Here is a 15424-nt window from a genome sequence, read left to right as displayed (position 1 = left end):
CTCGGGTTAACCCCGAGGAGAGGGGCAAGCTTCGCTCATGCTGGCGCTTTCAGGAGCGGACGGGGCGGTGGAAGGCGTCACCGCGTCTTTCCCATATCGATTCACGAAGGCGCTCTATCTCCCTGTATCCCCTTGTGTTTCTAGCGCTTGGCTCACATCTCGAAAAACCGCTCGGGCATCAGGTTCCGGTAGGGAAACATATGGAAATAAGGCCGCGCTTCGGTGAGCACGCGGCGCACGGAGGCGCGCTCAAGCAGGCGCTCGAAATAGGCTGCGAGATGCGGGTATTTCTCATCGAAGGGCTCGACGATGCCGCCATAGAAGAGCGCAGGCGTGGCCGCGCAATCGGCAAGGCTGAAGGCATCGCCGGCGGCGAAGGTGTTCTCAGTGAAATGCTTGTCGGCCATGCCATAGGCAACGGCAAGGGAAGCGCGGGCGTCGGTGACGCCGCGATGGTCGTTTTCGCCTGATGCACGCAGCGTATCGGTGACGATCTTCTGCATCGGCACATGGATGTAGAGATCGAAGAAGCGATCCCAGAGGCGCGCCTTGAGGGCCGTATCCTGATCGTCGGGGATCAGCCGCTGGCGGCCGGGATAGTGGCGGTCGAGATATTCGATGATGATGGAGGTTTCGGGCATCACGACATTACGGGCGCTGTCGGTCAGAACCGGCATCTTGCCGACCGGCCAGAGTGCTGCAAAGCGGGCCGCTTCCTCAGGATCGAGCAGATCGACAAGGCTGCTCTTGAAGGGGGTATCGTTCTCGTAAAGCGCGATCAGCACCTTATGGCAGAAGGACGCAAGCGGATGCTGGTAAAGCGTGAGGGACATGCGGACGGTCTCCGGCTCGGACGGTTCCAATGAATGGATGGCGCTTCGATAGAACTAGCGCCGCGCTTTCGATTGTCGATCTCGACAATGATATAATTTCACAACCGGTTTAAATTGACAATCAGATTATGGGCATCCGGCGACGCCGATTGTCGACGCAGCGGGCACCGGATCTGTGCCGAATTTGCGCATAGCCATTGAAAGCGCAAAAGCTGCCCTAGAATTAATAGAGTAAGGGCGTCGCAACGCTCGGCGCCTTCTGGCAATCGCGACAGGGGAGGATCGCCGATGCGCTGCTTCACGGTACTTGGGCCCTCACAGACCGGAAAAACCACGCTGGCAGAAAAGCTGGCCGGTCTGGAGGGGGCCTCCAGAAAAGCTGTTTCGCCCTATGGACTGAACCTCACGGAATTCGAGTTTGGCGGCGAACCCTGGTGCGCGCTCGATGCGCCCGGCGGAACCGAGGCGCTCGGTCACGCGCAGCATGCGCTGATCGCCAGCGATGCCTGCGTGCTCTGCGTCTCGCCGGCGCCGGAGGAGGCGGTGCTGGCCGCGCCCTATCTCAAGGTGATCGAGGCCTCGGGCACGCCCTGCATTCTCTTCATCAACCGCATGGACGAGCCGCGGGCGCGGCTGCGCGACGTGATCGCCGCCCTCCAGGACTATTCCGGCCACACGCTGCTCTTGCGCCAGGTGCCGATCCGCGAAGGCGACAAGATCGTCGGCACCTGCGACCTGATCTCCGAGCGCGCCTGGCGCTACCGCGAAGGCCAGACCTCGGCGCTGATCGAGATCCCCGATACGGTGATGGAGCGCGAGAAGGAGGCGCGCACCGAACTGCTGGAACATTTCTCCGAGTTCGACGACTGGCTGCTCGAGGAGCTGATCGAAGATCGGGCGCCGGCAAGCGACACGATCTACGCGATCTCCACGCGGCTCTTGAAGGAAAACCGGATCATCCCGGTGCTGGTCGGCTCGGCAAGCCATGCCAATGGCATCATGCGGCTGATGAAGGCGCTGCGCCATGAGGCGCCCGCTGTGGATGCGCTTCGAAACCGTCTGGCGGCGGCCGGCTCGATTGCCGAAACCGCCCTTTCGGCTGTCAGCTTCCATGCCTACCACCGCGCCAATGTCGGCAAGACCGTGCTGGTGCGGGCGCTGACATCGGGGATCAAGCAGGGCGCAACGCTCGGCGGCGGCAGCCTCGGCTCGCTGCAGGACCCGGCGACCGGAAAACCGCTGCCAAACGCCACGCCGGAGGCGGGCGCGATCATCGCGGCGGTCAAATCCGAGCATCTGCCGGTGCCGGCGCTGCTTGCCGGCAATAGCACGGCCGAGGCGCCGGACTGGACGGTGCCGCCGACGCCGATGCTGGAGCGCATCCTGGTGCCGGACAGCGAGCGCGACGAGACCAAGCTTTCCGGCACGCTCGCCAAACTCGCCGAGACCGACCGCGGGCTTGCGGTCATGCAGGAGGAGGGAACCGGCGCCCAGCTCGTCTGCGTGCAAGGGCCGATGCACCTGCGCGATCTCTGCAAGACGCTCGCCGACGTCTTCCACGTCGGCGTCACCGACAAGCCACCGAGCCCGACCTATCGCGAGACGGTGCTGAAACCCTCCGACGTGCATTATCGCCACCGCAAGCAGACGGGTGGCGCCGGGCAATTTGCCGACGTCAAGCTCAGCGTGCACCCGAACGAGCGCGGCACCGGCTTCTCCTTTGCCGAGACGGTGAAGGGCGGGGCGGTGCCGCGCAACTTCATCCCGGCGATCGAGGCCGGGGCGCGGGAGGCGATGGAGAAAGGCCCGCTCGGCTTTCAGGTGATCGATGTCGGCGTGACCTTGACCGACGGCCAGCACCATTCGGTCGACAGCAACGACTTCGCCTTTCGGGCGGCGGCCAAGATGGGCGTGCGCCAGGCGCTGTCGCAGGCCTCCGCCGTGCTGATGCAGCCGGTTATCCGCATCGAGATCCACATCCCCTCGATCTATTCCGGCAGCCTGGTGCCGATTGTCTCCACCTACAAGGGCCAGGTGCTCGGCTTCGACCGCGACGAGACCGCCAAGGGCTGGGACATCTTTCGCGCACTGGTGCCCGGATCGGCGCTCGACGATCTCGCCCGGGCACTGCGGGCGGCCACGCAGGGGATCGGCTACTTTTCCAAGAGCTTCGACCATTTCGAGGAGCTCTACGGCAAGGAGGCCGATGCGGTGATCCACGCGCATGGGGCGCAGCAGGCGGGGTGAGGCGAGCGGCCCTTCGGGCAGATGTCGGTGTTCATGGGGTGGTGCGGACGGCTCAACTCGATTGCCGGGCTCTAGGGCGCCGCGCGTCTTATCAGACGCGCAAAGGTCGCTGTAGAACTTTGCTTGGCTGCATGTCGCGCAAGAGCGCCGCGCTTCAGGCTGCCAGGCTGGCGATCCTGGGAATGAACCAGAGCATCGCGCTGGTGCCGATGCCGTAGGCGATTGCCCGGCGCGCGAAGGCGGCGTGGTAACCAACCACCGCGGGCCCCGCCCAGGCAACCGCCAGAGCCGCGGCAACGAAGATGATCTGTCCCGCCTCGACGCCGAGGTTGAAGGTCAAGAGGCTCAGCGGCACATCCGATTGCGGTAATCCGATCTCCTTCAGCGCGCCGGAGAAGCCGAAACCGTGCAGCAGGCCGAAGGCGAAGGCGACGACCCAGGGATAGGTTTCCGACAGGCGCGCTTCGTTCGGTCTGGCCTTGAGCAGTTCGCTCGCGACGAAGGCAATGCTGAGGGCGATCGTTGCTTCGACCGGCTTCTGGGGAAGGCTGAAATAGCCGAGCGACGCTCCGGCAAGCGTGATGCTGTGGGCGACGGTGAAGGCCGTGATCGTCTTGAACAGCATCCAGCGGTCATGGATCAGCAACATGAGCGCGAGCACGAAGATCAGATGATCGAAACCCAGGAGTATGTGCTCGACGCCGAGCAGGAAATAGGTCCGGGCCACTTCAAGACTGGGCTGGGTGCCGGCCGCAGTGAAGGTGGGCGCCTCGGGCATGAGGCGCCCAACCTCGGTGCCGCCATTCTCGTATTCGATGCGCACCAGTGCTTCGGTCAGCGTGGCCTTGAGCCCGTCGATGACGATCGTGCCATTCCGCAATCCCCCCGCGCAGTCGACGGTCCACCGCTCCAGATAGGCGCTGCCTTCGAACCACCGGATCGGCGTGGCCCTTTCGATGCACTGTTTTGGCAGATGCGCGTCGAGCGCCAGCCGCATCCTGCCCTGCGCCGGCACCTTCCAGAGAACGGCGAAGGTGTCGTGCGCGGTTTCGCGTATGTCGAGATAGGCCGGCCGAACCTCATGAGCGATAGCGGAAGCGCCGAGCAGCAGGAGGATCGGCAAGGCGAGAAGGGCACAAGGCGGTCTCATCTGCCGTCCCCCGCGGCAGTGGGGGCTTCGACGCTGACCTGGTAGCGAGCGAGCAATTCGCCGAAGCGTTGCTGCTCAAGTTCGGCACGCTTGGCGTTTTCCCACTCCCTTGCCACGTCGTCGCGGACGTCCTTGAGTTTTGGCACCTGGCCTGGCGCATGCTCCGACACCCGGACCAGATGGAGACCGAAGCTGCTGGCGATCGGTCCCGTCCACTGACCGAGCGGAGCCTTTTCGAGCGCGTCCGCAAGGTCTCCGCCGAAGGTCTGGTCGATCGCCGCCTTGCTTGTGTGCAGAACTGCCGCGGGAAGCAGGGAGACATCGCCAAGCGAAGCGGGGTCGGCCGTGTCGTTGCTGCGGAGCTCCGCGAGCAAGGCGGCGGCGTCCTCAGCAATCGTGTCGCCGTGCCGGGCGGGATTGAGAAACACCTGCTCGAATGCCAGCTTCGCATCGGTGGCGAAGGTTGCCGGATTGGCCTCGAGATAGGCTTCCAGTTCCGGATCGGTGACCGTCACGGGGACGGCGTCGGCGGCGTTCAGGAACTCCATTTTCTGCCGCAGGCGGCGGCGCACGACCGTGTCGTCCCGGTCGAGCCCGAGTTCCAGCGCCTGGCGGACCAGAATTTCTTCCTTCACATAGTCGTCGATCATGCCTTTCAGCTCGTCCGCCGTCGGCGAGCGCTGCCAGGTCTTGGTGAAGACCTTTGCCATCTGCTCGATCTTCGACGCACTGACGACGATTTTTTCCGGCGCATCGGCGCCGGTGCGCAGAAGGCCGTGCGCGGCGAAAATCAAAAGTGCGAGTGCCAGGAAATGGACCAGCGGCTCTCGTAAGATGCGTTTCAGCATGGCCGTGCTCGCTCGCTTGACGAAGGGCGGCGGGCGCATGGTCTTCGTGCGTCCGCCCGCATGCGGTCATCCATCTCCCGGATTATGGCGTGTACCAGATCGGAGAGGTGTAGGCGCGCTCGGTCACGGTCATGCGCGTGCCTTCCAGCGGCTTCGTCCCGAAACGCTTGGCGTCATAGGCCGTCCACCGGGGCGTCGGGATCTCGATGACGCGGCCGTAGTAGAAGGCCTTCTGCTTCGGGTCGAACTCCGGGTCCTTCCAGACCGCGATCAGCTCGGGCGCGCCGATGGTGTTGGTCCATGTGGCGTTCTCGATGTCGACCGTATCGCCGACAGACGGCACTTTGCCGTCCGGGCCCGGCTTGCGGTCTCCGCCCCAGGCGACATCGTAGACCTGTTCGTGCGTCTCGCCCTTGTCGTCAAGCCAGCCCTTGACGACCTGGTAACGATCGAGATTGGCGCCGATCGGGTCCCTGAGCGCGGCAACGAGAAATGTCGGTGCCTTGCCCTCAGGCGCCGCCGTCAGATCGCCACCCATGGGCACGCCCTTGGCATAGCCGATGGCGCCGGGATTGCGGCCTTCGGCATCGGCCGGTTCGAAGTCCCAGCCGCCGAAGAAGCGCACGAGCATGCGCGGCCCTGTTGTCGCATAGGTCTCCTTGCGCTGCATGGCGTCCCAGATTGACTCGCGGGTGTTTTCCACCGCCCAGACGGCTGCGTAGCCAGACGCCCCGACCTCCCAGTCCATCACCGTTATGTTGGTCTTAGGGTTCTTGACGAAGGTTGCAGTCAGTCGTTCCGGGCTCGGTTCCTGGGGGGTCGTCTTGCCGAAGAAGTTCTCTTCCTCCATGGCCGACAGACCGGTATGCGAGTCCGAGCTGCCCACCAGCCCGAACTTGTAGGGATTGGTGCCGAGTTGAGCCTCGAGCTTGAGGCCGTTCTTGAACGCCGAGCGCGCATATTCGAATTCGAGCATGTCCGGCGTCTTGCGCTCGCTGGCATCGAGGTTGCCGAAGTCCCAGATCTCGAAGTTTGCGAACTCGTCATTGGGCGCGAGCGCCGGGTGCGCCTCGCCGGTGCCCTTGGTCTGGGTTGTCTCATAGAGCCGTTCCCAGCGGGCGCGTTGCTCGACATAGTCCTTGTCCACCGGCTTGCCGGTGAAGGATTCGATCATCGGGAACATGCGCCCGTTGGACAGGTTGCCGTTGTGGGCGATCGCCAGCACACTGCCACCGGTCTTGTCCTCGTAGGCCTGCATCCACTTCCACAGGTCGCGCGGATTGTCGCTGCCGAGCGGCTTCAGCGTCGTGTAGGGCAAGACCTCGTTCGCCTTGTCGGCATTGTCGCGGAAGATGACGTTGCGGTGCAGGTTGTTGCCCGCTGTGTTCGATGTCCATTCGTAGCCGATGAAGGCGGTGAAGCGGCCGGGCTCGTTATATTCCTCGGCCGCCTTGATCGTGTCCTGCCAGGCGTTCTTGTAGGGGCGGGTGTCGGGCCCGTAGATCATCGACTGCGGCAGGGTGCCCTCGCTGAACCCGACGATGATTTCCATCGCCGCCTTGCCGCCCTGGCCCGACTTGATCATGTCGTACCAGGTCTTGGCCTGCGGATCGGAGATAACCTCCGGCTTGCCGGCGAAGAGGTCCGGAAACATGCCCATGTTGTCGGAGTGGTCGGAGACCACCAGGAAGTCGAGCGGGCGCGACAGCTTGGCGGGCTGGCCGCTCGACGCCATGACCTCTTCGCCGCGGGCGAAGCGATAGGCGTCGCGCGGCGTCAGCCGCGCCCCGAACGCGCCGGCGTCGAATGAGGCTCCGGTGTGAAGATGCGTGTCGCCGAACAGGGGGCGGGTCGGAAAATTGCGGCCCGCATAGGGTGAATAGAGCGGCTTGGCGGCAAAAGCCATTTCGGCCTTGGCCGTGTCCAGCGTGCCGGTGTCGTTATGTTCCTGCGCGGCTGCCGGGAGCGCCGGACCAAAGCTCAGAATGCTTGCGAGGATCAATTTAGCAGACTTGTTTCTCATCGCTTTCCCCTCCGTGCGGCACGGCCGCTTCGCGAAAGACTGAGCTACTGCGCAGAAACAATCGCACGGCGCAGTCGGGATTTCCTTGACTTTGATCAAGACCGCCAGGGCGATGAGGGTAGCCTGTCCCAAATCCGGTCAGAGACAAGCGGGCAAAAGCTCGCCCGCCGCCATCCGACGCCAGCTAACGGTCAGTCGGCAAACTCGGCGTTGCGACTTTCCCGTTCCTCTGACTGCAGGCGATCGCCTCCGGGCAGGCGCGCGTCTCCGGCACGGCGGTGGCGCCGGAGGCGGTATCGGCCGCACCCTTCATCGTGCGGATCAGGCTGGATGACGAGGCCTTCGCCGCAAGGCTGCCCGCGGGCGCGGCAGGGGTTGCCGCTGTATTCACCGACCGGGTAAAGGCGGCGCATGTGATCCGCCGGGTGCTTTTGCGCCAGATCGCGATCACCAACTATATCAACCCGTTCTGATGGAGCAACGGAAGCCTGATCTGGCAGCGGAAGCAAAGGTGGCGATCAACTGCGCGCCCGCCGTTGTTAAGCCGCCTGTTGCGACGTAGCATGGCCACCCCATGCCGAGGTCCAGGTCGCAGCAGGTCATGACACTTTCTTCCATTCAACCATCGCCACAGATCCTGCTCACCAGTGCCGGGCGGGCATGGAACGTGCTTTCGGCCGACTTCATCCATATTCCGCGCGGCCGGGTGCATGTGCCGGGCAGTGACACCCATAGGCTCGGCATGCATTTCGGCCCGCCGGTTAACGCCGATTGCCAATGCGGTGGCCGGCGCATGCGGCGGGTGCAGAAGCCGGGCGATATCGACATCATCCCGGCCGGGGTCGAGGGTTCCTGGGAGGATGATGCCGACTGCCGGATCCTGCGGCTCAGTTTCTCGCGATCGCTGCTCGACCGGGTCGCGGCCGACCTCGGGCGGCATGGCGACAGGGTGGAGTTGCTGCCGCAATTGCAGCTGCGCGACATCAGGCTCGAAGCGATCGGTTGGGCGATCAAGGCGGATCTGGAGGCCGACACGCCATCCGATCCACTTTATATCGACCTGCTTGCCAATGCGCTTGCGGTGCGGCTGATCGAGACGGCGACCGGCGGGCCGCAACGGCCGGAAGGGCGGAGCGAACCGAAACTCTCGGCGCGGCAATTGCGGGTTCTGACCGAGTTCATCGAGACCCATCTGGACAAGCGGCTTCATCTTGTCGACCTCGCCGCGGTCGCGGGTTTGAGCGCCACGCGGTTGAAGACCCTGTTTCGCAACAGCACCGGCCTGCCGGTGCACCAATATGTGATCCGCCGCCGCGTCGAGCATGCCCGTGCGCTGATGACCACGACGATGATGCCGGCGAGCGAGATTGCGGTCGCCGCCGGCTTCGCCCATCAAAGCCATATGGCTTCGACGATGCGCCGGCTTCTGGGCGAGACGCCTGGCGAGATCATGCGGCGCGCGGCGGAAATCTGACCGAAGCTGCAAAATCCTGACCGAATCTGTGCGACGCTGGCCCTCGCGGTCCCTAGTCCTTGCCTGTCTTCAGCAAGGAAAGAGGTCATGTTTGTTATCCTCGGAGCCGCCGGAAAGGTGGGGTTCTCAACGGCAACGGCACTGCGCGAGGCGGGCCTGCCGGTCAGGGCGGTGCTGCGCGACGCGGCCAAGGCGGAGAAGTTGCGGGCGATCGGTTGCGACATCGCGCTCGCCGATCTGCAGGACCCGGCGGCACTCCGTCAGGCATTCGCGGGTGCGCAAGCCGTGCAGATCATCCTGCCGCCGCCGTTGCGCGCCGAGGACGCGAAGGGAGAGATGCGCCAGATGACGGCGAACATGGCCGAGGCGATTGCGCGCGCAGGGCCGGAACGCGTGCTGGCGATCTCCGACTATGGCGCCCATGTCGACGAAGATATCGGCATGCCCACCGTGTTCCGTCACTTCGAGGAACGCCTTCGCGCGCTCGCCATGCCCAAGGTGTTCCTGCGCTCGGCGGAGCATATGGAGGGCTGGGCCCGCAGTATCCCCACCGCGATTGCGACGGGCATTCTGCCGAGCCTGCACCACCCGGTCGAGCGGGTGTTTGCTGCGGTTTCGACGGGGGATGTGGGGCGCATCGCCGCCGATTTCCTGCGCCGACCGAGCGCGGCAGACGTCGAGCGCATCGTCCACGCCGAAGGACCGCGCCGCTATAGCGCTGCGGATGTCGCCAGCGCCCTGAGCCAGTTGCTGGGCCGCACGATCACCGCTCAGGCCGTGCCGCGCGAACATTGGCAGGAGGCGCTTGAGCGGGCTGTGAGCGCGAGCACTGCCGGGCTCCTGGTCGATCTCTACGATGCGCACAACAAGGGCGGGTTGATCGACATCGAACCGCAGGGCGAGGTTTGCTACGGCACCACCGAACTGGTCGAGGCTCTCCGGCCGTTCGTGCCGGCATGACGGGGCAGGGGCGACAGGTCGAGGCTTCCGCGATAGCCTGACGGCGGGTTTTCGAATTCGAACCGGGTGGCGTCATGGATAACCGCGCAGGCGAGATGATGGTCTTTGTCCAGGTGGTCGAGGCCGGCAGTTTTTCCGAGGCGGCGCGGCAGCTCATGATGACGCCGTCGACCGTATCCAAGCTCATTCAACGGCTGGAAGCTCGGCTCGGCATCCGCCTGGTCGAGCGTTCGACGCGGCGGCTGCTTTTGACGGATGAAGGCGCGTTCTATTACGAGCGGAGCCAGAGGCTGCTTGCCGATCTCGACGAGACCGAGCAGCAGATCGCCCAAGGAGGTGCAGCACCCGAGGGGCTGATCCGGGTGAGTTCGTCCGTCAGCTTCGGCACGGCGGCGCTGGAGCCGATCCTGCCCGCTTTCTTTGAAGCCTATCCGAAGATCGTCATCGACCTCTCGCTGTCCGACGAGGTGGTCGACCTCTATCTCGAACGGACCGATGTCGCGATCCGGGTCGGGCGCCTGCCGGATTCCAATCTGGTGGCGCGCAAGATCGGCACGACAAAAAGGCGCATCGTCGCTTCACCCGCCTATCTCGCCAGGTGGGGCGTGCCGAAAACGCCGGAGGATCTGCTGAGGCATAATTGCCTGGGGTTCAATTTTCGCCGGGCAAACCCCGTCTGGCCGATGCGCGAGGGCGGGCGGATCGTCGAGCGGATGCTGAGCGGCTCGCTTCTGACCAATAACGGCGAAACCATCCGCCGCATGGCGATGGCAGGCGTCGGGATCGGGCGGATCGCCGACTATCACGTCCGCGGCCCGATCGCCCGCGGAGAGCTCGTCGAGGTGCTTGCCGACAGCGCCATTGCCGAGGCTGATGAAATTCATGCGCTCTATCGCGGTGCCCAGCATCTGCCGGCGCGCGTGCCCGCGTTCCTCGATTTTGCCGTGCCGCGCCTGCAGCGCTTTCTGGCGGAGGATCCGGTAGCGGCTGCCCCGCCCGCAAGATAGCGGGCGGGCACAGTTCACGCTCTCGCTCAGGCTATCGGCAGGGGAGCGGCGGGATTGACCAGGCCGGCTGCCCTGAGTTCGCGCCAGAAATCGGCGGGAATGACCTCGTTCAGCGCCGCGCGGTCTTCCGCAATGCGGCTCGGCTGGCTGGCGCCGGGGATGACGGCGGCGACCGCCGGGTTGGCGAGCGCGAATTGCAGACCCGCGGCCTTCATGCTGATGCCGTGGCGGTCGGCGATCGCCTTGATGCGCGCGACCTTTGCAAGGATTGCGGGCGTGGCCGGGGCATATTCGAAGTTCGGTCCGCCAACCAGGGCACCCGAGCTATAGGGGCCGCCGACGATGATGCCGAGGCCGCGTTCGGCGACAACAGGCATGACGCGCTGCAGGGCGCGGTCGTGATCGAGCAGGGTATAGCGGCCGGCAAGCAGGAAGCCGTCGGGGCGGGGGCCTTCGAGCGCGAGCAGCAGTTCGATCGGCTCGACACGGTTGACGCCGAGGCCCCAGGCCTTGATCACGCCCTCGTCGCGCAGCCGGTCAAGCGCCTTGAACGCCCCCTTGCGGGCGGTCTCGAACACATCCAGCCATTCGTCGCCGTAGAAATCCTGGGCGACGTCGTGGACGAAGGCGATCTCGATCCGGTCGGTCTTCAGGCGCTTCAGGCTGTCTTCGATCGAGCGCAGCGTCGCGTCATAGGAATAGTCGTTGACGATCTTGTTGGGCCGGCCATAGCGGAAGACGTCGCCCTTTTCCCCGAGATCGCGGGCGCTGACATCCTCGATCTCGTCGAGGATGACCCGGCCGACCTTGGTGCTGATGACGTATTCGTCACGCGGACGGCCGGCCAGCGATTCGCCCATGCGGATTTCGGCGAGGCCGGCGCCATAGAAGGGGGCGTTGTCGAAATAGCGGATGCCGTCGTCCCAGGCGGCCTCCACGGTGCCGAGCGCCTCCTGTTCCGGGATATCGCGGAACATGTTGCCGAGCGGTGCGGCGCCGAAGCCGAGCGTGCCGGGAAGAATGTCCTTGAGTGCCATTTCACTGTCCTTTGCTGATCAATGGGGCAGGCCCTGCCTGCGTCGAGGGTGGACAGAGAAATAGGTCAGCCCGTGGATCGCCGGTAGGCAGACCGGGTTCGCAGGTATTAGGAAGCAAATTCACAGATGCCGAGACGGTCGATCTGTTGGGGGCGGCATGGCGCTCGCAATCTTGCGCCGCAGGGTCGATGCCGAATGGGACCGCCCGGCCAACGCTCCAGGCGCAGGGTGGGGGCGATCCGTTTGGCCGCGCAGGGTGCGCTCTCTCGTCAGCCTGATGCAGCGCGCCATCTCCATGAGACGAACGGCTGTAAGCCGGCCGGGCAAAGCTCCGGCGGGAAATAGGGCAAAAAAACTGCTTGGGAGGTTCACAGGGGGAGAGGCCGAAACCTCGTGAGGGAGCACAGACCTTCACGCTGTCACGGTGCTTGAAAAGCGCCAGTATCGTCCGTCCATGAACGCCTGACGAGGTTCACCGTCCGGGCCGGCCCCCCGTTCTCAGCCGGGGGCGGGGCCTGAGATAGCGGGCCGCCGGGGTGGGGGCGAAGATCGCCCCAACCGTCGACGGAAAGCCCCGCAATGCATTTTACCAGTTGTTGTAGCCGCGAACCGGGCAGTTGGGCTGAAGGCCGAAGACGATCGTGCGACGGTGCGACCCTCTAATTTCGATCCACTGATTGGTGGTTCGACCGACTCTGGCGCCCTGCAAGCCCTCGGCCCGCGCTATCGCCAAAGCGCGTTGCGGGGTACAAATGCGGCGCTGGGCGCGGCGATCGCGATACTGGCGGTCGCGATAGTAGCGGTCGCGATAATAGTCGTCGCCGTAGTCCTCGTCGTCGTAATAGCGTCGGCCATCGTCATATCTTGGCCCACCGCCATCGAGATAGAGCTCTACGCCTTGGGCCAGTGCTGTGCCCGGCGTCAGTGCTGCGCCCGGTATCAGCGACGCGAGCAGCAGGCTGATTGAAATGATCTTCTTCATGTATGTTACCTCCTAAACGTCGGTCCCATTTAGCGCTCGTAATTATGAACGCAGCCAGAACGGAATTGTTCAGGCAACGAAAGACGCGACGCCCGCGTCGATCGCTGGGATGCTTGCATCGCTATACGTGAGTCCCGCTCAAACGAGCATGTTTTTGCGTGATTCATGTTTGCCTGTGGCGGCATCAGCCGCCTTGGGACATTGAACCTAACGCGCGCGAGTTTTACGACCGGTCTTTTACCTTTCCCACACGCAGTGATATGCGTATATTAGACCGTTCTAATTCGGAGAGAATTCAACGATCTGCAGTAGAGGTGTTCGCCATGACCATTGGCCAGAGCATGCTTGCGGGTGCAGCCTTCTTCGCGCTTGGTTTTACGTCCGCATGGGCACAGCAGGTTTCAGGGACGCTCGGCGCACCCGGAGCGACCACGACAATTACGGGTAAGCAGCTTCCGTCGCCAAGTCCGGCTTTTGGCGGCGTGATCAAGGAAAAAGCCTCGGAATCGACGCCCTGGTGGACGCCGCGTGTCGTGCCTCCGAAAGGCGCTCCCAATGTGCTGCTCATCATGACGGACGACCAAGGCTTCGGCGCGCCGAGCACCTTCGGCGGGGTCATTCCGACACCGGCGATGGACCGCATCGCCAAAGAGGGGTTGCGCTTCACGAACTTCCACTCGACATCGCTTTGCTCGCCGTCCCGTGCGGCGCTGATCACCGGGCGCAATCACCATTCCGTCGGTTTCGGCGTGGTCGGCGAAATCGCTACCGGGTATCCCGGTTACGATTCGATCATTCCCATCGAGAAAGGAACGATCGGCACGATCCTCAAGGAAAATGGCTACGCCACCGCGTGGTTCGGCAAGAACCACAACACGCCGTCCTATCAATCGAGCCAGGCGGGGCCCTTCAACCAGTGGCCGACGGGCATGGGCTTCGACTATTTCTACGGCTTCGTCGGCGGCGATGCCAGCCAGTGGCAACCGAACCTGTTCCGCAACACGACTGCCATCTATCCGTTTGAAGGCAATCCCAAATGGAACCTGGAAACGGCCATGGCCGACGACGCGATCCAGCACATCAAGCAACTGAGCGAGATCGCCCCCGGCAAGCCCTGGCTCGTATATTACGTGCCTGGCGCCACCCATGCGCCGCACCACCCGACGCCCGAATGGATCAAGAAGATCAGCGACATGCACCTCTTCGACGAGGGCTGGAACAAGGTTCGCGAGACGATCTTCGCCAATCAGAAGCGGCTCGGCATCATGCCTGAGAACGCGAAGCTCACGCCTTGGCCCGACAGTTTACCGCAATGGGATTCGCTCAGTTTCGAGCAGAAGAAACTGTTCATCAGGCAGGCCGATGTGTACGGCGCCTACCTTGCCTATGCTGACAACGAGATCGGGCGGGTCATCCAGGCGGTGGAAGACCTCGGAGAGCTCGACAACACCCTGATCATCTACATCGGCGGCGACAACGGAGCGAGCGCCGAGGGCATGCTCAACGGCACACCGAATGAGTTCACCACATTCAACGGTGTCGAAGTTCCGGTTAAGGACCAGTTTCTCTGGTATCCATTCTGGGGTTCGGAGCGGACATTCCCGCATTTCGCAGCCGGCTGGGCCTGGGCAATGGGGACACCGTTCAAGTGGGTAAAGCAGGTGCCGTCGCATTTCGGCGGGACGGCGCAGGGCATGGTCATGTCCTGGCCCGGCCATATCAACGACGCGGGCGGCATCCGCGCGCAGTTCCACCATTTCATCGACATCGTGCCGACGATCCTGGAGGCGGCCGGCATCCCGCAACCGGAGACGATCAACGGCATCAAGCAGGAGCCGATCGAAGGCGTCAGCTTGGCCTACACATGGGACAAGGCGAATGCCACTGCCCCGACGCAACACCAGACGCAGTACTTCGAGATGCTTGGAAACCGCGCGATCTACCACGAGGGATGGGTCGCCGCGACGACGCCCGCAACACTGCCGTGGGAACTCAGCACCAAGACGCCTCCCGACGTGATCACCGGCTACAATTGGGAACTCTACAACGTCGACGAAGACCCGACGCAGTTCACCGATCTTGCCGCCAAAATGCCTGACAAGCTCAAGGAATTGCAGGACCTCTTCTATGCCGAAGCGAAGAAGTACAACGTGCTGCCGCTCGACAATTCGACGCTCGCACGCTGGAACGCCCCTCGACCCAACCTGACGGCCGGACGGACGGAATTCACCTATCAGGGAGAATTGAGCGGTGTGCCGGGCAGTGCTGCGCCCAGCACCTTGAACAAGTCCTATACGATTACTGCCGACGTCGAGATACCGGACGGCGGTGCGCAAGGCATGATCGTCACCGAAGGCGGCCGCTTTGGCGGTTACGGCCTCTTCCTCAGCCAGGGAGACTTCGGTGTCGGCAGTGGGAAGGTCGTGTTCCTCTACAATCTCCTCGACCTCAAGCGCACCATGTGGGAGGGACCGGAACTCGAACCCGGCAAACACACGATCGTCTTCGACTTCAAGTCGGATGGAAAGGGACTTGGCGCCGGCGGCACGGGCGTTCTGTCGGTCGACGGCCAGGAGGTCGCCACGAACAGCATCGACCACGGCATCCCGGTTACCTTCCCCGAGGATGAGACCTTTGACGTCGGTCTCGACACACGCACCGGCGTCGCCTTGCTGGAATACCGCTACGACACGCCCTTCCGCTTCACGGGCAAGATCGACAAGCTGACTTTTGAGCTGAAGCCAAACGCAACGCCCTAGAGCGCCGTGCGTTCAAGCGAACGCACAAAGGACGCTCTAGTACTTTGAATCTAGGCCATCTTTCCGCTTCCAGTGATTCCACTTGAGAGCGGGATGCTCTAGCG

General features: G+C 63.7%; 11 protein-coding genes and 1 pseudogene. 6 read left to right on the top strand and 6 right to left on the bottom strand.

The genetic code is table 11. The annotated features are described in order from the left end of the window. Positions 1–152 precede the first annotated feature (152 nt). Positions 153–833, bottom strand: a complete 681-nt coding sequence (locus tag ACN9MO_RS10140) for a glutathione S-transferase family protein (protein ID WP_057253852.1) — start codon at positions 831–833, stop codon at positions 153–155. A gap of 288 nt (positions 834–1121) precedes the next feature. Between ACN9MO_RS10140 and ACN9MO_RS10135 the strand changes: the two genes are divergently transcribed. Then, on the top strand, positions 1122–3080 hold the full coding sequence (locus tag ACN9MO_RS10135) for an elongation factor G (RefSeq protein WP_113132227.1): 1959 nt from the start codon (positions 1122–1124) through the stop codon (positions 3078–3080). A gap of 154 nt (positions 3081–3234) precedes the next feature. On the opposite strand, the gene ACN9MO_RS10130 is transcribed toward ACN9MO_RS10135, so the two are convergent. The 3 genes from ACN9MO_RS10130 to ACN9MO_RS10120 form a co-directional block, all read right to left on the bottom strand. Then, positions 3235–4230: a HupE/UreJ family protein gene (locus ACN9MO_RS10130; RefSeq protein ID WP_113132228.1), complete on the bottom strand. Its 996-nt coding sequence runs from the start codon at positions 4228–4230 to the stop codon at positions 3235–3237. Then, positions 4227–5078: a peptidyl-prolyl cis-trans isomerase gene (locus ACN9MO_RS10125; RefSeq protein WP_113132237.1), complete on the bottom strand. Its 852-nt coding sequence runs from the start codon at positions 5076–5078 to the stop codon at positions 4227–4229. Before ACN9MO_RS10125 ends, ACN9MO_RS10130 begins: the two co-directional genes overlap by 4 nt. Positions 5079–5160: 82 nt before the next feature. Then, complete coding sequence (locus ACN9MO_RS10120) at positions 5161–7101, bottom strand: DUF3604 domain-containing protein (RefSeq protein WP_113132229.1); 1941 nt, start codon at positions 7099–7101, stop codon at positions 5161–5163. Positions 7102–7334: 233 nt separating this feature from the next. Between ACN9MO_RS10120 and ACN9MO_RS10115 the strand changes: the two are divergent. The 4 genes and pseudogenes from ACN9MO_RS10115 to ACN9MO_RS10100 all read left to right on the top strand — a co-directional run. Further along, positions 7335–7574: pseudogene (locus ACN9MO_RS10115) on the top strand (efflux transporter periplasmic adaptor subunit); the annotation flags it as partial. 128 nt (positions 7575–7702) lie between these two features. Further along, on the top strand, positions 7703–8575 hold the full coding sequence (locus tag ACN9MO_RS10110; RefSeq protein WP_113132230.1) for a helix-turn-helix domain-containing protein: 873 nt from the start codon (positions 7703–7705) through the stop codon (positions 8573–8575). An 87-nt stretch (positions 8576–8662) separates the two neighbouring features. Then, complete coding sequence (locus ACN9MO_RS10105; RefSeq protein ID WP_113132231.1) at positions 8663–9535, top strand: NAD(P)H-binding protein; 873 nt, start codon at positions 8663–8665, stop codon at positions 9533–9535. Between the two features lie 74 nt (positions 9536–9609). After that, positions 9610–10542 carry a LysR family transcriptional regulator gene (locus tag ACN9MO_RS10100; RefSeq protein WP_113132232.1) on the top strand — a complete coding sequence of 311 codons (933 nt, stop codon included), beginning with the start codon at positions 9610–9612 and terminating at the stop codon, positions 10540–10542. Positions 10543–10568: 26 nt separating this feature from the next. Here ACN9MO_RS10100 and ACN9MO_RS10095 read toward each other — a convergent pair whose 3' ends face one another. Together ACN9MO_RS10095 and ACN9MO_RS10090 are read right to left on the bottom strand one after the other, a co-directional pair. Then, a complete protein-coding gene (locus ACN9MO_RS10095; protein ID WP_058324842.1) occupies positions 10569–11579 on the bottom strand; it encodes an aldo/keto reductase in 1011 nt (336 codons plus the stop codon). A gap of 586 nt (positions 11580–12165) precedes the next feature. Continuing rightward, on the bottom strand, positions 12166–12561 hold the full coding sequence (locus tag ACN9MO_RS10090) for a hypothetical protein (protein ID WP_057253870.1): 396 nt from the start codon (positions 12559–12561) through the stop codon (positions 12166–12168). A gap of 323 nt (positions 12562–12884) precedes the next feature. Here ACN9MO_RS10090 and ACN9MO_RS10085 point away from each other — a divergent pair, with 323 nt between their 5' ends. After that, entirely contained in the window at positions 12885–15320 is a 2436-nt protein-coding gene (locus tag ACN9MO_RS10085; protein ID WP_113132233.1) for an arylsulfatase, read from the top strand. Positions 15321–15424 lie beyond the last annotated feature (104 nt).

Source organism: Ensifer sp. R-19 (genome assembly GCF_049905105.1).
Taxonomy (GTDB): Bacteria; Pseudomonadota; Alphaproteobacteria; order Rhizobiales; family Rhizobiaceae; genus Ensifer.
This window is presented reverse-complemented; position numbering and strand designations above follow the sequence as displayed.